The sequence below is a fragment of the Amycolatopsis nigrescens CSC17Ta-90 genome (assembly GCF_000384315.1).
Classification (GTDB): domain Bacteria; phylum Actinomycetota; class Actinomycetes; order Mycobacteriales; family Pseudonocardiaceae; genus Amycolatopsis; species Amycolatopsis nigrescens.
On sequence record NZ_ARVW01000001.1, the window covers coordinates 2,452,532 to 2,469,362 of the forward strand.

Consider the following 16,831-nt stretch of genomic DNA (forward strand, 5'->3'; position numbering starts at 1 on the left):
CCACTGATGCCGGCCCTGCTGCTGGCCGTTTTCCTCGCCATGCTGGACGCGCAGGTGGTCGCCACCGCGCTCCCCCGCGTCGTCGACGACCTCGGCGGGCTGTCCGAGTTCGCCTGGGTCACCACCGGCTACCTCATCGCCAGCACCGTGAGCACCCCGCTGTACGGCAAGCTCGGCGACCTGTTCGGCCGGAAGAAGATGTTCCTGCTGGCCATCGCGCTCTTCCTGGCCGGTTCGGCGGCCTGCGCGCTCGCGCCGTCGATGCCGGTGCTGATCGCCTGCCGGGTGCTGCAGGGCGCCGGTGCCGGCGGGCTGTTCGTCTCGGTGCTCGCGATCGTCGGCGAGCTGTTCACACCACGGGAAGGGGCCCGGTACTACGGCTGGTTTTCCCTCTGCTTCGCGGTTTCCGCACTGGCCGGGCCGTTGGTCGGTGGCGTGCTGACCGACCTGTTCGGCTGGCGCTCGGTGTTCGGGGTCAACCTGCCGCTCGGCGCGGTCGCGGTGTTCGCGGTCGCCCGACTGCTGCACCTCGAACACCGGGAAAGGCGCGCGAAACTGGACTGGGCCGGGCTGTTCCTGCTCAGCGGTGCCATCACCGCCGCCACCCTGCTCGCCGCATGGGCCGGCTCGCGCCTTGGGTGGAACTCACCCGTGGTGCTCGGGCTCGGTGCCGCGGTCGTCGTGCTGACCGGCGCGTTCGTGCTGGCCGAGCGCCGAGCCGGTGCTGCCGCTGCGGCTGTTCGGTGACGCCACGTTCAGCATTTCCGTCGCGGTCAGCGTGATCGCCGGGTTCGTCTTCCTCGGTTCGGTGAACTACCTCGCGCTGTTCGTGCAGGCGGCCACCGGGGCGGGCGCCACCGGGACCGGGCTGCTGCTGGCGCCGATGATGTTCGGCGTGGTGGCGGCCTCGATGGTCAGCGCCAGGCTCATCGCCCGCACCGGCCGCTACCGCTGGTACCCGGTGGCCAGCATGGCGCTCGGCGTCGTTGCCGCCGTGCTTTTGTCCACAGTGGATGAAAACACGGCCGAGCCGGTGCTGGTCGGCTACCTGACCCTGTTCGGCCTCGCCGCCGGGCTCAACCTCCAGGTGCTCACCATGGCCGCGCAGAACACCGCCCCGCGTGGCGACCTCGGCGCGGTCTCCGGAGCGATCACCTTTCTCCGTTCCCTCGGCACCGCGCTGGGCATCTCGGTCTTCGGGTCGATCTTCACCGGCGCCCTCGGCACCGGGCAGCCCGGCCCGGACGCCTATGCCGGCGCGCTGCACGGCGTTTTCCTCGTCGTGCCACCGATGCTCGGTGCCGGCCTGCTCATCGCGCTGGGACTGAAGAACATCCCGCTGCGCGCCCACCACTGATCACAGTCACATCAATGAGTGTCATGCACGCTCGCCGGCGCATCCACCGTCCGCGGGTCGCCCGCATCCAGCCGCCGCGAGCCACCCTCCGGGCGGCCCCCGTCGACTGGATAGTGCATGACCCTCAAGTCCACAAAGGAGTAAAACAAATGATTCTGGTCACCGGAGCCACCGGCAAGATCGGCCGTGAACTGGTCCCCCTGCTGCTCGCCAAGGGCGCGCCGGTGCGGGCACTCACCCGCGACCCGGCGAAGGCCCGCTTCGACCCCGAGGTGGACGTCGTCCGCGGCGACCTCGACGACCCGGCCACCCTGCCCGCCGCGCTGAAGGGGGTGGACGCGGTCTTCGTGCTCACCTCCGGGCACGGCGGGGACGGCCCCGCCCAGGAGGCGAACCTGGCCGCCGCGGCGACCGCCGCCGGTGCCGCCCGGCTGGTGAAGATCTCCACCACCGGCGTGCACTTCGGCGGCACCGACCCGATTTCGAGCGGGCACCGGGTGTCCGAGGAGATCATCCGGAACGCCGGCCCGCACTGGACGATCCTGCAGCCCGGCGCGTTCATGGACAACCGGTTCGCCTGGCTGAAGTCCGTGCGCGAGGAAGGCGTCGCCTACGTGACCGAGGGCGAGCCGGACTCCGCGATGATTCACTGCCGGGACATCGCCGCGGTCGCCGCCGAGGTGCTCACCACCGACGGGCACCACGGCGCGACCTACCAGCTGACCGGCGGCGCGGCGCTGTCCGCCGAGCAGCAGGTGGCTGTGCTGGCCGAAGCGGTCGGGCGGCCGCTTCGGCTGGCGGTCGAATCCGAGCAGGTGACCAGGGCGCGGTTCGCATCATGGGGCTGGACCGGCCCGGCGATCGACGGCATGTTCAAGATGCGGCGCTCCTCCCCGGAAGCCCATCGGACTGTCTTCGACACCGTCACCACCCTCCTCGGCCGCCCTGCCCTCACCTTCACCGACTGGTCCCGCCAACACGCCCACCTCTTCCGCTGATCAGTTGTCCCTTAAGGCCACCATGGGGGCGTTGGATGCCCTCATGGTGGCCTTAAGGGACTGGGGCGTTAGGCCATTCGGGTGGGGGTGGGCCCAGCGAGTAGGGGAAATGGCTGGGCTGGACGACCGCTGTGCGGGATGCTTCATCTTGTGTTGAAATCGGGGGGCATGCGGCGGGTGCCCACCCTTTTCCTGGTGCTCACCATCGGCTTCCTGGCTGTGGCCGGGTGGTCCATCGTTTCGCGCGCGGCGGCGCCCAGCGACGGCACGGCGGTGAACGCCGGGGATACCGCGGTTGCCGCCGATCAGGTCATCATCCGCGACGCCGTCCCCGGCGGGCCGCTGCGCGAAGGCGACCGGCTGATCGCTGTCAACGGAGTGGTCCCGGCGCAGGGACGCCTGGCCGAGCCGGTCCGGGCCGGCGACGTGCTGCACTACGAGATCGTGCGCGACGAGCAACGGCAGACCGTCGAGGTCACCCTGCGAACCTACGACCTGGCCGGCAACCTCGGCCGGGCCTGGCCTTCGCTGCTGGTGAACTTCGCGCTGCTGGGCACCGCGCTGGTGATCTTCCTGATCCGGCCGCGGGACCCGGCCGCGCACGCCGGCATCCTCGCCTCCGGGATCGGGGTGGCCACCATCGCCGCCTCCGGCTGTTTCCAGCTGGAGGCGCTCGACCTCTTCGCCGGCGGGCAGTTCCTGCGCTGGTACGGCGGCGAGTTCTGCTTTGCCCTGCTCTGGGGCGGCATGCTGCACTTCGCGCTGGCCTTTCCCGAGGTGACCGACCGACAGCGGCACCGGCGCTGGGTGATCGCCGGTTACCTCGGCGCCGTGGGGCTCTACGCGGTGATCGCCGGGTACGCGTCGCTGGTGGTGGACGAGCCGCTGGCCAGGCTGGCGCTGCTCGGCTCGCCGGCGATCGGCTCGCTGTACGTCTACCCGTTCCTGGTGTCCGGGGTGCTGATCGGCAAGTACGTCCGGTACCGGGACGTGATGCTGCGCCGTCGGCTGCGCTGGCTGGCCGGTTCGCTCGGCGGCGGGGCCGCGCTCTACCTCGCGGTGTGGATCCTGCCCACCGCGCTGGCCGGTGAGCCGCCGATTCCGCTGGAGTACCAGACGCTGGCCTTCCTGCCGGTGCCGTTCGCGGTGACCGTGGCCATCCTGCGCCACCGCGCGCTGAACATCGAGGTGGTGCTCGGCCGGTCGCTGGTCTACGGCACGCTCACCGTGCTGCTGGCCGGGGTCTACATCGGCGTGGTCAGCCTGCTGAGCCTGCTCTTCCCGCCGCTGGACCAGCTTTGGCAGCAGGCCGTCGCGGCCGCGGTGCTGGCGCTGGCGGTGCAGCCGCTGCGAGCCCGGCTGCAGGCGGTGGTCAACACCAAGCTGTACGGCGAACGCAACGACCCCTACCGGGTGGTGTCAACGCTGGCCCAACGGCTGGAGAACATCCACACCCCGGAGGAGCAACTGCCGGCGGTGGTGGAAACGATCGGCGTCGCCCTGCGATTGCCTTATGTGGCCATCGAACTCGACCGGAACTCCGGCACCGAGCGCGCCGCCAGCTACGGCACGCCCACCCCGCTGTGCCACCGGCTCCCGCTCAGCTACCAGGGCGAGCTGGTCGGCCAGCTGGTGATCGCCCGCCGCGGCCCGCGCGAGGTGCTCCGCCGCAAGGAACGCTCGATGCTGGCCGAGGTCGCCCGGCACGCCGGCACCGTGGTGCACACCGCCCGGCTGACCACCGACCTGCTGCGCAGCCGCGACCGGCTGGTGACCGCCCGCGAAGAAGAACGCCGCCGCCTGGTGCGGGAGCTGCACGACGGGGTCGGCACCACGCTGGCCGCGATCACCCTCGGCCTGCACGCGACCCAACGCACCCTCGGCGAAGCGGTGCCGGCGTCGGTGCTGCTCGCCCGGCTCCAGGTGGCGCTGGGCGAGGCGATCACCGAGATCCGGCGGCTGACCCACGGCCTTCGACCGCCGGTGCTGGAGAAACTGGGGCTGCTGGCGGCGATCGAGGACTATGTCGGCACACTCAACCAGGCGGTCGACCCAGCCGGGTGCGAGTTCACGCTGGACGCGCCGGCCGAACTGCCCGCGCTGCCCCCGGCGGTGGACGTCGCCGCCTACCGGATCGTCTGTGAGGCACTGACCAACGTGACCAAACACGCCGAGGCCCGCACCTGCACCGTCGAACTCCGGACCGGGGACGGCCTGCGGATCACCATCACCGACGACGGGATCGGCCTGCCGTCCCGGCCATGCCCCGGCCCCGGCATCGGGCTCGGCTCGATGCGGGAACGGGCCACCGAGCTCGGCGGCGAGTTCCGGGCCGAACGGCTGGCCGGCGGCGGCACCATGGTGTCCGCGAGCCTGCCGATGCCGGAGGACGCCCCATGAGCGAGCGGAAGCTGCGGGTGCTGGTGGTGGACGACCACCCGCTGTTCCGGTTCGGGGTGTGCACCATGCTCGGCGCCGAACCCGAGATCGAGGTGGTCGGCGAAGCGGCGGGCGGCACGAACGCGGTGAGCGCGACCGCGGCGCTCTGCCCGGACGTGGTGGTGATGGACCTGCAGCTGCCCGACATCAGCGGGGTGGAGGCGACCAGCCGGATACTGGCCGAGCGCCCGGACACCCGGGTGCTGGTGCTCACCATGTCCGACGAGGACGAGACGGTGTTCGCCGCGATGCGCGCCGGTGCCCGCGGCTATCTGCTCAAGGACGCCGGCCCGGACGAGATCATCCGCGCGGTGCAGGCCGTCGGCAGGCACGAGGCCATCTTCGGCGCGGAGATCGCCGGGCGGCTGCTCGGGTTCTTCAGCAATCCGACGCCGAGCCAGAACCTGGCCTTCCCGGAGCTGACCGCCCGCGAGCGGGAGGTGCTGGTGCTGATCGCGCGCGGGCAGAGCAACTCCACGATCGCCAGGGCCCTCTCGCTGAGCCCGAAGACCGTGCGCAACCACATCTCCAGCGTGTTCGCCAAGCTGCGCGTCGCGGACAGGTCGGAGGCCATCATCCGGGCCCGCGACGCCGGTTTGGGCAGCCAGTCGAGCGACCCCTGACGTCCGAGGGGGCGGCCGGGTCGGGTGACAACAGGACCTGGGTCCCATGCGCCTAGGACAACCTTTCGGGCACTGTGAGAGGCCTCTAGGGGACAGAGGGGACAAATCAAATGATGGGGCAGACACGGATACCGGTCACCGTCCGAGCCACCGACCCGATCCTGCGCGACGGGGTCTGCATGGCACTGCGCACGCGGGACGACGTGTGGCTGGTCAGCGGAACGGCCGAGACCACCGCGAGCGGGCACGCTTCGAACGCCGGCACGGTGGCGCTGCTGGTCGCGGACCGGTTGGACGAGGAGATGACCCAGCAGCTGCGCTCCCTGCAGGGCCAGGGCTTCACCAGGATCGTGCTGGTCGCCGGCGAGGTGGACGACAACGAGGTGCTCGGCGCGATCGAGCACGGGGTGTGCGCGGTCGCCCGCCGCGCGGACGCCAAGGTGGACGTGCTGGTCCGGCTGATCAAGGCGGCCGCGGCCGGTGAGGGCGCGCTGCCGCCGGACCTGCTCGGCAGGCTGCTCAGCCGGGTGTCGCGGCTGCAGCGCCAGGTGCTGGAGCCGAGGGGGCTGCACCTGGCCGGCATCACCAGCCGCGAGACCGACGTGCTCCGGCTGGTCGCGGCCGGACTGTCCACTCAGGAGATCGCCGACCAGCTGTGCTACTCGCAGCGGACGGTGAAGAGCATCCTGCACGACATCACCAACCGGTTCCAGCTGCGCAACCGGTCGCACGCGGTCGCCTACGCGATGCGCGAAGGCCTGATCTGACCGTGATAAACGAGGTCAACGAAGCGCTGTGCCTGCTGCTCGGCCGGGAGCTGCCGCCGGGGGCGGCGGTCCGGCTCGACCCGCCGAAGCCGACCTGGCAGACCGAAACCCCGTCGGACGCGGTGGACCTGTTCCTGTTCGGGTTGTACCGCGATGCCGACGAGGACGGGGTGCGGCGCTGCCGGCTGAGCTATCTGGTCACCGCCAGGGCGGCCAGGGTGGACGACGAACACCGGCTGCTCGACCAGGCGCTGCGCACCGCGATGCGGACCGAAACCGTGCCGAAGGACTGCTTCGGCACGGGGTTCGCGGACGGCGGGCAGCCGGTCCGGCTGGACCTGGCCGAGACCGGGCCGGGGGCGCTGTGGACCAATCTCGGGATGCCGGCACGTGCCGCCTTCGTACTGGAGGTGAGCGTGCCGGTGGCCGAGTGAGGGGGAGGTCGTGAGTGAAAAGTGTTGCTGCAGCAACGCTTTTCACTCACGACGGTTTCAGCAGCCGGCGCAGGGACTGCTCGGCCGAGATCGAGCTGCCGACCAGCTTCAGGCCGCCGAGCGCGGCCAGTTCGTGCCCGAGGTCGTCGCCGGGGTCGCCGTGCGTGCGCGCGGCCCGCACCTCGAGCCGGTACTCGGGTTCCCCGGTGACCAGATCGTCGGCACGGGTGAACCGCACCGCGCAGGTCCCGGTGAAGCTGAACAGGCCGCCGGCATCCCGGTCCGCACAGGTCTGGCGGAACTCGTGCCGTGCCGCCGAGCTGATCCGCGGTTCCGCGGAATCGACGCCCTGCACGAAAATCCCCGCGACGAGACCGTCCAAAATGGTCAGCGCGCCGGCGGAGTCGGCCGACCACACGTCGAGCACTCCGCGCAGCCGCAGCCGCACCGTCACCGAAACCTTGCCGATGGCCGTCGCCGCACCGGCGAGTGGCAGGTCGGGAAGCCGGAACCGAAACGACGGGATCTCGGCACGCTTCCCGCTCATGCGCTAAAGGTAGGCCATCCGGGGTGACCAGCGGAATCCCCATCGGGCAGTCCTTGGTGCGCTACCGGGGCACCCGCTCCGCTGGCCAGCGCACGTGCGCCACATCGCCGGGCCGGGGCACCCGGAGGAAGAGGCTGAACACCGCCGGCCGTTTGCTGGACAGCTCCAGCCGTCCGCCGTCCGCTTCGGCCAGCGCGCGGGCCAGCGCCAGCCCGACCCCGGTCGAGCCGCCGCCGGAGAACCCGCGCTCGAACACGTGCGGCGCCAGTTCGTCCGGAATGCCCGAGCCGGTATCGCTGACCTCCACCACCACGGTCGCGTCCGCGTCACCGCGGCGGGCGGCCAGGGTGACCGTGCCGGCGCCGTGCCGCTTCGCGTTGTCCAGCAGCACGCCGATCACCTCGCGCAGCCGGGCCGGGGTGACCCGCGCCATCAGCCCTTCGGCCACCCGCAGCCGGAGGTTGCGGCCCTCCGAACGCAGCAGCTGCCGCCATTCCTGGGCGATCTCGGCCATCAGCATGGCCAGCTCCACCGGCTCGGCGCCGACTTCGCTGGCCGCCCTGGCCGCGGCGAGCAGTTCGTCCAACGCGTCCGCGAGCCGGTCGGCCTGCTCCTGCGCGGCCCTGGCGTCCTCGGCGATCTCCGGGTCGGTGACCACGGTCAGCGACTCCAGCCGCAGCTGCAGCGCGGTCAGCCTGCTGCGCAGCTGGTGCGAGACGTCCCCGACCAGTTGCCGTTCCCGCTGCACGAGCTGGGCCAGCGCGCTGCCGGAGGCGTCCAGCGCCTCGGCCACCATGTCCAACTCGCCAACTCCGTACCGGCTCGGGTCCGGCCGGAAGTCGCCGCCACCGAGCTTCGCGGCCCGTTCGGCCACGTGCCGCAGCGGTTTCGCCAGCCGCCGCGCGGTCACCGTGGCGACCACCGTGCCGGTGCCGACGGACAGCACCACCAGCAGCACCACCCCGACGGTGACCTGGGTCTGCCTTGCCCGCAGCGGCCCGGCCGGAATGGCCAGCTCCACGGTGCCCTGCCTGGCGATCGGCACCGTCTCGGTGATCAGGTCGGTGCCGGGGTCGACCCCGGCGATCATCGGCGGCTCCTCCGGGCGACGCACGGTGAGCCTGCCGTCCGGCGGGACCGCGACCAGCACCTGGTCCAGGTCCAGCACCTTGTTCTCGGCCAGGTCGCTGTCCAGCGACGCGGCGATCTTCTGCGCGTCCGACGCCAGCGTCTCCCTGGCCAGGTTGTCCACCAGCAGCCAGGCCACCACGCCGAGCGGAATCCCCAGCGCGGCCCCGGTGACCGCGACCGCCAGCAGGATGGCGAGCAGGATTCGACGGCGCATCGGCTGCTATCCGCTCCTATTCGGCCTATTCGGCATTGAACCGGAACCCGACCCCTCGCACGGTCGCGATCCGCCGCTCGCCGTCCGCGGAGTGCGCGACCACCGCCTTGCCGTCGGTGCCGACCGCGAGCTTCCGGCGCAGCCAGGACATGTGCATGTCCAGCGTCTTGGAGGTCTTGGACTCCAGGTCGTTCCACACCTCGGCCAGGATCTCGTCCCGGCTGACCACCTGGCCGGCCCGGCTCATCAGCACCCGGAGCAGCTCGAACTCCTTGTTCGCCAGCTGGATCTCCCTGCCGTCCACGGTCACCAGCCTGGCCCCGAGGTCCATCCGCACCCCGCCGGCGTCGAGCACCTCGGGCACCCGGCGGCGCAGCAGCGCGCGGATCCTGGCCAGCAGCTCGGCCAGCCGGAACGGCTTGGCCACGTAGTCGTCGGCGCCAGCATCGAGGCCGACCACGAAGTCCACCTCGTCGGTGCGCGCGGTGAGCATCAGCACCGGCAGCTCGGTGCCGCTGGCGCGCAGCCGCCGGCACACCTCGAGCCCGTCCATCCCCGGCAGTCCAAGATCGAGAACCAGCAGGTCGACCCGCTGTTCGGCGGTCGCGTCGAGTACCGACGGGCCGTCCCCGACCACCTTCACCTCGTAGCCCTCCCGCTGCAGCGCGCGGGAGAGCGGATCGGCGATCGCCGGATCGTCCTCGGCCAGTAGCACCATGCTCACCTGGCCAACTCTACGACTCACCGGCGTGAAAACATCGTCACCGTGCCCGGATACGCGAACGATCTGACCCTGGCCGCCCAGCTGGCGGACGCCGCCGACAAGATCACCACCGCGCGTTTCGGCGCACTGGACCTGGCCGTGCGGCGGAAGCCGGACCGGACGCCGGTGACCGACGCGGACACCGCGGTGGAGGACGCCGTTCGCGCGCTGCTGAGCGAGCACCGGCCGGCGGACACGGTGGCCGGCGAGGAACGCGGCGGCTCGGTGCCGGACACCGGCCGGGCCTGGGTGCTGGACCCGATCGACGGCACCAAGAGCTTCCTGCGCGGGGTCCCGGTGTGGGCCACCCTGATCGCCCTGGTCGACGGCGGCGAGCCGGTGGTCGGCATGATCAGCGCGCCGCTGCTCGGCCGTCGCTGGTGGGCGTCGGACGGCGACGGGGCCTGGGTGCGCGACCACGCGGGCGAGCGCCGGATCTCGGTGTCCGCGGTGGCGGAGCTGTCCGACGCGTACCTGTCCACCACGGACCTCGGCTCCTGGGCCGAGCACCACTCCAGGGAGCGCTACCTCGCGCTGGTGGACGCCTGTTGGGAGACCAGGGCGTTCGGCGACTTCTGGTCGCACTGCCTGGTCGCCGAGGGCGCGATCGACCTGGCCGCGGAGCCGATCGTGAACCCGTGGGACGTGGCCGCGGCGCAGGTGCTGGTGACCGAGGCCGGCGGGGTGTTCAGCGACATCCACGGCCGGCCCGGGTTCACCGGCGGCTCGGCGCTGTCCGCCAACTCCCTGCTGCACTCCCCCGCGCTGGAACTGCTGCGCGAGCCCGGAAAATGACCGGCACGGATCCGCGACTGCTCCATCCGGAGGGGTTCGGGTAACTAGTTGGTGGACGCGGGGATGCGGCACCCCGCGCTCTGGGATAGTGACGCTCGCTCGCTTCCCACCCAGCTCGCTGGAGGCCCCATGGCACCCGCCGAAGATCCCGTTCAGCGCATGCTGGCCCTCGAGATGGATCAGCCGGACAAGTACACGAAGGACTCCGGGACGGACTGGCTGCGCTGGTCACCGGGCCGCGCCGAGGAAGAGGGACAGCAGGACCCCGCGCGCTACCACCAGTACGCGAACCGCTCCTGCGACCTGACCATGCGCGGCGGCACCACCAGCGGCGTGATCTACCCGCTGGCAGTCTGCTCGCTCGCCGAGCACTACGTCTTCCGCAACGTCGGCGGGGCCTCCGCGGGCGCCATCGCGGCGGCGGCGACGGCGGCCGCCGAGCACGGCCGGTTCGCCGAGCAGCCGGCGCAGGTGTCCGGTGCCGCCGTCCGGCCCGGTTTCGCCGGACTGGCCCAGCTGGTGGCCTGGCTGGCGCCGAGCACCGGGGACCGGAGCTGGCGGCTGGCCCAGCTGTTCCAGCCGCATCCTTCGCTGCACCGGGCCTACCGGCTGGCGACGGCGCTGATGCAGCGGCGGGAGACCACCGGGCGCGGCCCGATCGGCGCGGTGGTCGCCGCCCTGTTCGGCGCGGTCGGCTGGCTGTCCAGGATCGTGCTGATCCTGTTGCTGGTGACCTGGCTGGCCGGGCCGTTCGCGCTGAACTGGGCGGTGCCGCCGGACCGCTGGAACAGTGCCATCGCCGCGTTGGCCATCCCGGCCGCCGTGCTGGCGGTGGCCGCCGCGACGGCGGTGATCTGGGCCGCCGCGGCGAGCATGGGCAGGTTGTCACTGGTGCTGCTGACGCCGCTGGTGCTCGGCCTGATCGGGATGGGGGTGCTGGACGCTCCCGGTTCCTGGCCGGGCTGGCTGGTCGCCGGCGCGCTCACCGTGCTGTGCTGGCTGGTGCTCACCTTCGCGGTGCCCGCCGTGGTCGCGGTCATCTACGGCGCGGTCACCCTGCCGCTGCTGAAAAAGAGCGAGTCCTTCCGCTTCGGCATCGTGGCCGGTTCGGCCGAGTTCGAGCCGGCCTGGCTGGACCGCCAAGCCGGGATGCCGGCGTCTACCGGGGTGCCGCCGCTGGCGACCTGGCTGGCCGACCGGATCGACGACCTCGCCGGGCTGGGGCCCCACGAACCCGGCGGCGAGTACGGCGAAGCGCTCACCTTCGGCCAGCTCTGGCGCGGCCGGGACGTGGCCGAGGAGGACGTCCGCGAGCTGGCCGAGCTCAACGAGCGGCGGGTGGTCAACCTCGCGCTGATGACCACCGACCTCTCCGCCGGCAGGCCGTACCGGCTGCCCTTCCTGACCGCGCCGACCGGGGTGGACCACTGGCAGTTCTGCAAGCTCTGCCTGACCGGCATCGTGCCGGGCAGGGTGGTCGCCCAGCTGGCCGCGACCAGGCAGTCGGGACAGATCTGCCCGCGGCACCAGGAGGAGCGGGAACCGCTGCACTGGCTGCCGGAGCCGTGGGACATGCCGGTGGTGCTGGCCGCGCGGATGAGCCTGTCGCTGCCGGGACTGATCTGCGCCGTGCCGCTGTGCCAGAACGGCAAGGTGCACTGGTTCTCCGACGGCGGGATCACCAGCAACTTCCCGATCCACTTCTTCGACACGCTGCTGCCGCGCTGGCCCACCTTCGGGCTCAACCTCGGCCGGATGGACGGCGAGGTCTCCGACGCGGACGCGGTCCACATCCCCGCGCAGGACTCTTCGCCGCCGGTCACGAACTGGGCCGAGTGCGGCGGGGCGACCGGTTTCGTCGGCCTCATCCTGAACACGTTCATGAGCTGGCGCGACACTATGCAGTCCCAGCTGCCGGGGTTCCGCGGCCGGATCGCGGACGTCCGCCAGGGCGACGGCGAGGGCGGCACCAACCTGTTCATGCGGCCCGGCGACATCGCCGAGCTGGCGCTGCGCGGGCACCAGGCCGGCGAGCAGCTCAAGCGGCGGTTCACCGCGACCGAGGGGCAGGGCGAGGCGCCGGGGTTCACGCAGACGGACCGGTACCGCTGGATCCGGCTGCGGATCGCGCTGCGCCAGTACCGGAAACTGGCCCACCAGGCCAAGGGCCGCTCGGCGATCTACACCACCGGCGCCACCTCCTACCGGATTCCGGAGGCGTTGCGGAACTGGTTCGACGAGCCGGCATCCGACCGGAAATGGCCGATGAAGGAGCCGTACACCGCGACCATCGAGTCCACCCTGGCCGAGCTCACCGCGCTCGCCGAGGTCCAGCTGGCCGCCCCCTTCGACGGCACCTCCCCGATCAACCCCCTACTCCGCCTCACCCCGCCCGAGTAGTCAGGGCACGGAGTTGGGGAGGACGCCGACGGCGCCGCGGGCGACCTGCGACCAGGCCAGCCTGCCGAACAGGTAGTGGCAGGCGACCTGCTCATTGCTGAACCGCGCCCAGTCGTACCGGTTGCCCTGCTCGCGCCAGAAGACCTCCCAGGCCACGGCGTCGGCACTCTCGGTGCCGTCGGGCGAGTCCGTGCGCAGCACGCACCACGCGTTGTCCGCCTCGGCCCCGATCGAGACGACCTCGTTCGGCACGCCGATCGCTTCCAGCCAGCGCACCAGCGCTTCGATGTTCATCGCGGCCCTTCTTCGGCGTTCGATCCGGTCGGGAAGGTGACGTCGGCGAGGTAGCCCATGCTCACCAGTTCGTCGGCGGTGTAGACCGCGCGGTAACGCACCCCGCCGCCGGGCTGGCCGAACCAGGCCGCCGAGATCGCGCGCCACATCGGCACTTCCCGCAGCACCCGGTACTTCCGGTACCCGGCCTCCCGATGGCTCGGCGGCAGCGAACGCTGCGCGAACGGGGTGCCCGCCGGGGCGAACACCCGGCCGCGGACGTCCCCGAAACGGTCCAGCAGCGTCCCTTCGGCCAGCATCTCGGCAACGCCCGCTTCATAGCCGCCTTCCGGGTAGAGCTCCCCGGGCGGCCACGCGTACTCCGGCACCGAGGCCCTTACCCCGCCGAGATAACGCCGATCCCAGTCCCGCTCGTGCAGGCCACCGAGCGGGTCGTGCCCCTCGATCAACTCCGCCGGCGGCTCGGCGGGCGGGGTGGCCAGCCTGCTCCAGCCGTCCCGCACCCTGGCCAGCGCCTCCGCGCTGTCCAGCCGCGCGGACTCCGGGTGGTCGTGCGGCTCGAAACGCAGGCCCACCACGTAGTCCACCTCGGCGGACGGGGCGGGCAGCTGCCGTTGCGGACGGTCCGCGGCCACCGGCAGGTGGCCGATCGGGAACATGTGCACGAGGAAGAGCGCGACCAGGCTTTCCCTTTCCTGACGCGGTGTTCCGGCCTGCGCGGGCGGCGGCGCAGGCGCCGGGGCCGGGCGCGGCGGTGCCGGGTCCGCGCGCGGACCCGGGTAGGCCGGGGGCTGCTCGGGGCCCCAGCGGACGCCGGTCTGCCGCGCCGGCGCCGCAGAGCCGTACCCCGCCTGGACTCCTGGCACCGGCGGGGCGACCGGAGCGGCCGGGGCCTGCGGCGCCATCGGGGCCATCGGGGCCATCGGGCTCCCGGCGACCGGCGGCGGGCCGTAACCCGCCGGCGGGCCGCCGAACGGCGGTGCGCCCATCGCCGGTGCGCCCCCGGCCGGAACCCCTTGCAGTGGCGGCACTCCCGCGGGCGCGGCGGACGGCGGCGCGGAAAAGGCCGCGTCGGTGAAGCCGGACGCGCTGGTCGTGCCGTGTGCGGGGGTCGGCACCCCACCGGGCGGGCCGAGCGGCAGGCCGGCCGACGGGGTGGGCACGTCGTCGAAGCCGCCGGCGTCGAGGAAACCGCCGTACTGCGCGGGAACCGGCGGACCGCCGAGCCGGATCGGCCCGGTGCCCTCGTCCCAGGTCGGCCGCAGCGCGGTACCGGTGTCGCCGAGGTGGCCCGGTGGCGCTTCGGTGAAATGGCCAGGCGAAGCGTCACCGAGCCGGTCCGGCACCCGCTCCACCACTTCGTCCACAGTGGACATAACGGGCTCGGCTGCCCGCACCACCGGCCTGGCCACGTCGTCGACGGTGGACAGGACCGGCTCGGCCGCTCGCACCACCGGTCCGGTGGCGTTGTCCACCGTGGACAGCACGGGCTCGGCTGCCTTCGCCACCGGCGCGGCCACGTTATCCACAGTGGACACGACTTCGGCTGGCAGTCCGGTGACCGCGCTGAGCAGCCCGGACTGGCCCTGCGCGGTATGCGCGCCGGGGTTCGGGTTCACCAGCTCGGTCACCGCGGCGACCGGCGCACCCGCGGCCGGGCCCACCGCGCCGGCCAGCCCGTCGGTGACCGCGGTCAGGTTGGCACCGGCGCCGCGCAGCGCGCTGTCCAGGCCGAGCAGCGCGGACGGATGCCCCGCCGAAGCCGCGGCGTCCGCCGCGTCGGCGTTCTTGGCCACGTCCACCAGCTGGCGGACCATCTCCACCTTGGCCGTGCCCACCTGCTCGGCCGCGTGCTCCAGCCGGTCCGCCGCCTCACCCGCACCCCGCGCGGCCGTGCTGAGCTGCCCGTCGTCCGGATCGGCGAACCCGGACCAGAGCCGGCCCGCCGCCTCCCCCGCCGGACCGGACATCGCCGACACGGCGGTACTGGCCCCCGCGTCCGCGTCACCGGTCAGGCCGAGCAGTCGCTCCCGTGCCTCGCGCCACGCGGTGGCCTGTGCCCGCATCGCGTCCTCGTCGGCCTCCGGCCAGGAAAGCCCGGCCTTCGCCGCCACGTCCGCCAGCTCCTGGGGCAGGTCGATACCCATGCCCGCCCCTATCCCTCGGTACCGGTGACGGTGTCGGTCGCGTCGGACTCGCCGGCCCGGTACTTGGCGGCGGCCGCGGTGAAGGACTCGCCGACGCCGGAAAGCCCGCCCGCGAGACCACGCAGCCGTTCGGCGGCCTCCTCGGCCTTGCCTCCGTGTGCCGCGGCGAAGCTCTGCCCGACCTGGTCCGAGCCCCAGGCCGCGGCCGCGCCGTCCAGCGCCTGGTCCAGCTCCGCGGCGATCTTCGCGGCCCGCTCCACCAGCCCGTCGAACTCCTTGGCGCCGGACGCGAGGCGCTCCTGATCGACCTGGAAACCCGGTTCGCTCATCGGGGCTTCGGCCATTCCTGCTCCTCCACCCAGCTCTGCTCCTCGAAGCTCACGTCGTCATCAGGATCGGGCTTCGGCGGCGGTGGCGCGATCTCGTCCGCCGAAAGATCACCCGTGCCCAGCAGCAGCGCCTGCGGGTCGGTGCCGCCGGGCAGCACCGGCGCGAGCACCTCACCGGCCCCGGTGAGCGCCTTGACCGCGGCCGCCCCGGCGGTGCGCACGATCTGCGCGGCCAACTCGGCCGGGGTGTACCGGCGGTAGGCGTCCTCGGCGATGACCAGTCCGGTCAGCGTGCCGCGCGGGCCGGCGGTCGCGGTCACCGTGCGGTCCGCGTTCTCCGCGCTGGCGGTGATCGCGGCCAGCTCGCGCTGGACCGAGGCCAGCTGCGCACGGCTGCGCTGGTAGTCGGCCAGCAACTCGGCAACCTGTGCCCGGTGCTCGGTCACGGCACTCTCCTCCAGCATCGGCGGTACAGCCACAGCGGACGGCTCTGCCTCTGACGCACAACCGGCCGGGTCGGTTCCGCACCGTGCGGAACCGATCACGCAAAGAATGGCCGACCGGCCGTCAGCGCCACATAAGCACCGCAATTCCGCAGGTCAGACGTCGTGAGTGAAAAGTGTTGCCGGGGCAACACAAAGTACTCACGAGCCGGTGAGGGCGCGGACGACGCGGGAAGGGCTGGGGCGGCCGAGGCGCTGCGCCATCCAGGCGCTGGTGGCGACCAGGGCGTCCAGATCGGCGCCGTGCTCGATGCCGAGGCCGTCCAGCATCCACACCAGGTCCTCGGTGGCCAGGTTGCCGGTGGCCGACTCCGCGTACGGGCAGCCGCCGAGGCCGCCGGCCGAGGAGTCCACCGTGGTCACCCCGCAGCGCAGCGCGGCCAGGGTGTTCGACAGCGCCTGGCCGTAGGTGTCGTGGAAGTGCACGGCGAGCCGATCCGGCTCGATCCCGGCCGCGCCGAACGCGGCCAGCAGCGCCTCGACCTGGCCGGGGGTGGCCACCCCGATCGTGTCGCCGAGGGAGAGCTGGAAGCAGCCCAGCTCCAGCAGCCGGACACCCGCCGCGACCACCTGCTCGGCCGGTACCGCGCCCTCCCAGGGGTCGCCGAAGCACATGGACAGGTAGCCGCGGATCTCCATCCCGGCCGCCAGCCCGTCCGCGAGCACCGGCTCGAACAGGGCGAACTGCTCCTCGAGCCCGGAGTTCAGGTTGCGCTTGGCGAAGGTCTCGGTGGCGCTGGCGAACACCGCGATCTGCCCGACCCCGGCGGCCAGCGCGCGGTCCAGGCCCTTCCGGTTGGGCACCAGCACCGGGTACCGGACCCCGTCGCGCCGGTTCAGCCCGGCCAGCAGCTGCTCGGCGTCGGCCAGCTGCGGCACCCACTTCGGGTGCACGAAACTGGTCGCCTCCAGGGTGTCCAGCCCGGCGTCCGCGAGCCGGTCCAGGAACTCCAGCTTCACCTCGAGCGGCACCACGGTCGCTTCGTTCTGCAGCCCGTCGCGCGGACCGACCTCCCAGATCCGCACCCGCCGCGGCAGCCCGGAGCTGGCAGGCACCCGGTCCGGCAGCCCTACTTCCCGCGCGCCCACG

General features: G+C 72.4%; 17 protein-coding genes. 9 read left to right on the forward strand and 8 right to left on the reverse strand.

The genetic code is table 11. The features are described from left to right. The first annotated feature begins 6 nt into the window (after positions 1–6). The 7 genes from AMYNI_RS50090 to AMYNI_RS0111335 all read left to right on the forward strand — a co-directional run bounded on the left by AMYNI_RS50090 (position 7) and on the right by AMYNI_RS0111335 (position 6,618). Positions 7–747 (forward strand): MFS transporter, encoded by a 741-nt coding sequence (locus tag AMYNI_RS50090; RefSeq protein WP_245573914.1) that lies wholly within the window; start codon positions 7–9, stop codon positions 745–747. Beyond that, the gene (locus AMYNI_RS50095; RefSeq protein ID WP_020668122.1) at positions 722–1,357 is read left to right on the forward strand and encodes an MFS transporter; all 636 of its coding nucleotides are present in this window, start codon (positions 722–724) and stop codon (positions 1,355–1,357) included. The genes AMYNI_RS50090 and AMYNI_RS50095 overlap by 26 nt, the downstream gene beginning before the upstream one ends. 149 nt (positions 1,358–1,506) lie before the next feature. Continuing rightward, complete coding sequence (locus tag AMYNI_RS0111315; protein WP_020668123.1) at positions 1,507–2,355, forward strand: NAD(P)H-binding protein; 849 nt, start codon at positions 1,507–1,509, stop codon at positions 2,353–2,355. 168 nt (positions 2,356–2,523) lie between these two features. Beyond that, on the forward strand, positions 2,524–4,755 hold the full coding sequence (locus tag AMYNI_RS47185; RefSeq protein WP_020668124.1) for a sensor histidine kinase: 2,232 nt from the start codon (positions 2,524–2,526) through the stop codon (positions 4,753–4,755). After that, entirely contained in the window at positions 4,752–5,417 is a 666-nt protein-coding gene (locus AMYNI_RS0111325; protein WP_020668125.1) for a response regulator, read from the forward strand. Before AMYNI_RS47185 ends, AMYNI_RS0111325 begins: the two co-directional genes overlap by 4 nt. A 110-nt stretch (positions 5,418–5,527) precedes the next feature. Further along, on the forward strand, positions 5,528–6,184 hold the full coding sequence (locus tag AMYNI_RS0111330; RefSeq protein WP_020668126.1) for a response regulator transcription factor: 657 nt from the start codon (positions 5,528–5,530) through the stop codon (positions 6,182–6,184). A gap of 2 nt (positions 6,185–6,186) precedes the next feature. Further along, the gene (locus AMYNI_RS0111335; RefSeq protein ID WP_020668127.1) at positions 6,187–6,618 is read left to right on the forward strand and encodes a Pvc16 family protein; all 432 of its coding nucleotides are present in this window, start codon (positions 6,187–6,189) and stop codon (positions 6,616–6,618) included. Between the two features lie 46 nt (positions 6,619–6,664). On the opposite strand, the gene AMYNI_RS0111340 is transcribed toward AMYNI_RS0111335, so the two are convergent. The 3 genes from AMYNI_RS0111340 to AMYNI_RS0111350 all read right to left on the reverse strand — a co-directional run bounded on the left by AMYNI_RS0111340 (position 6,665) and on the right by AMYNI_RS0111350 (position 9,228). After that, on the reverse strand, positions 6,665–7,165 hold the full coding sequence (locus AMYNI_RS0111340) for a hypothetical protein (RefSeq protein WP_020668128.1): 501 nt from the start codon (positions 7,163–7,165) through the stop codon (positions 6,665–6,667). Between the two features lie 61 nt (positions 7,166–7,226). Continuing rightward, complete coding sequence (locus AMYNI_RS0111345) at positions 7,227–8,510, reverse strand: ATP-binding protein (protein WP_020668129.1); 1,284 nt, start codon at positions 8,508–8,510, stop codon at positions 7,227–7,229. A gap of 25 nt (positions 8,511–8,535) precedes the next feature. Further along, positions 8,536–9,228, reverse strand: a complete 693-nt coding sequence (locus AMYNI_RS0111350; RefSeq protein ID WP_020668130.1) for a response regulator transcription factor — start codon at positions 9,226–9,228, stop codon at positions 8,536–8,538. Positions 9,229–9,267: 39 nt separating this feature from the next. On the opposite strand from AMYNI_RS0111350, the gene hisN reads away from it, so the two are divergent. Continuing rightward, on the forward strand, positions 9,268–10,068 hold the full coding sequence (gene hisN / locus AMYNI_RS0111355; protein WP_040405676.1) for a histidinol-phosphatase: 801 nt from the start codon (positions 9,268–9,270) through the stop codon (positions 10,066–10,068). Between the two features lie 129 nt (positions 10,069–10,197). Further along, entirely contained in the window at positions 10,198–12,468 is a 2,271-nt protein-coding gene (locus tag AMYNI_RS44375) for a patatin-like phospholipase domain-containing protein (protein ID WP_020668132.1), read from the forward strand. Here AMYNI_RS44375 and AMYNI_RS0111365 read toward each other — a convergent pair whose 3' ends face one another. From AMYNI_RS0111365 to AMYNI_RS0111385, 5 genes are all read right to left on the reverse strand, one after another. Next, entirely contained in the window at positions 12,469–12,762 is a 294-nt protein-coding gene (locus AMYNI_RS0111365; protein WP_020668133.1) for a hypothetical protein, read from the reverse strand. It abuts the gene before it with no gap. Then, entirely contained in the window at positions 12,759–14,909 is a 2,151-nt protein-coding gene (locus AMYNI_RS0111370; protein WP_020668134.1) for a TNT domain-containing protein, read from the reverse strand. The genes AMYNI_RS0111365 and AMYNI_RS0111370 overlap by 4 nt, the downstream gene beginning before the upstream one ends. Positions 14,910–14,917: 8 nt before the next feature. Further along, complete coding sequence (locus tag AMYNI_RS0111375) at positions 14,918–15,253, reverse strand: hypothetical protein (protein WP_020668135.1); 336 nt, start codon at positions 15,251–15,253, stop codon at positions 14,918–14,920. Further along, the gene (locus AMYNI_RS0111380; RefSeq protein WP_026360311.1) at positions 15,235–15,684 is read right to left on the reverse strand and encodes a YbaB/EbfC family nucleoid-associated protein; all 450 of its coding nucleotides are present in this window, start codon (positions 15,682–15,684) and stop codon (positions 15,235–15,237) included. Before AMYNI_RS0111380 ends, AMYNI_RS0111375 begins: the two co-directional genes overlap by 19 nt. Before the next feature lie 198 nt (positions 15,685–15,882). After that, positions 15,883–16,830, reverse strand: a complete 948-nt coding sequence (locus tag AMYNI_RS0111385; RefSeq protein WP_020668137.1) for a hydroxymethylglutaryl-CoA lyase — start codon at positions 16,828–16,830, stop codon at positions 15,883–15,885. Position 16,831: the final 1 nt, after the last annotated feature.

Bases quoted from the DNA above. Each gene is read 5' to 3' on its own strand.
- AMYNI_RS0111365 (WP_020668133.1), bottom strand. From the start codon at position 12,762: ATGAACATCGAAGCGCTGGTGCGCTGGCTGGAAGCGATCGGCGTGCCG.
- AMYNI_RS0111375 (WP_020668135.1), bottom strand. From the start codon at position 15,253: ATGGCCGAAGCCCCGATGAGCGAACCGGGTTTCCAGGTCGATCAGGAG.
- AMYNI_RS0111370 (WP_020668134.1), bottom strand. From the start codon at position 14,909: ATGGGTATCGACCTGCCCCAGGAGCTGGCGGACGTGGCGGCGAAGGCC.
- AMYNI_RS0111340 (WP_020668128.1), bottom strand. From the start codon at position 7,165: ATGAGCGGGAAGCGTGCCGAGATCCCGTCGTTTCGGTTCCGGCTTCCC.
- AMYNI_RS47185 (WP_020668124.1), top strand. From the start codon at position 2,524: ATGCGGCGGGTGCCCACCCTTTTCCTGGTGCTCACCATCGGCTTCCTG.
- AMYNI_RS50090 (WP_245573914.1), top strand. From the start codon at position 7: ATGCCGGCCCTGCTGCTGGCCGTTTTCCTCGCCATGCTGGACGCGCAG.
- AMYNI_RS0111325 (WP_020668125.1), top strand. From the start codon at position 4,752: ATGAGCGAGCGGAAGCTGCGGGTGCTGGTGGTGGACGACCACCCGCTG.
- AMYNI_RS0111330 (WP_020668126.1), top strand. From the start codon at position 5,528: ATGATGGGGCAGACACGGATACCGGTCACCGTCCGAGCCACCGACCCG.
- AMYNI_RS0111345 (WP_020668129.1), bottom strand. From the start codon at position 8,510: ATGCGCCGTCGAATCCTGCTCGCCATCCTGCTGGCGGTCGCGGTCACC.
- AMYNI_RS44375 (WP_020668132.1), top strand. From the start codon at position 10,198: ATGGCACCCGCCGAAGATCCCGTTCAGCGCATGCTGGCCCTCGAGATG.
- AMYNI_RS0111315 (WP_020668123.1), top strand. From the start codon at position 1,507: ATGATTCTGGTCACCGGAGCCACCGGCAAGATCGGCCGTGAACTGGTC.
- AMYNI_RS0111350 (WP_020668130.1), bottom strand. From the start codon at position 9,228: ATGGTGCTACTGGCCGAGGACGATCCGGCGATCGCCGATCCGCTCTCC.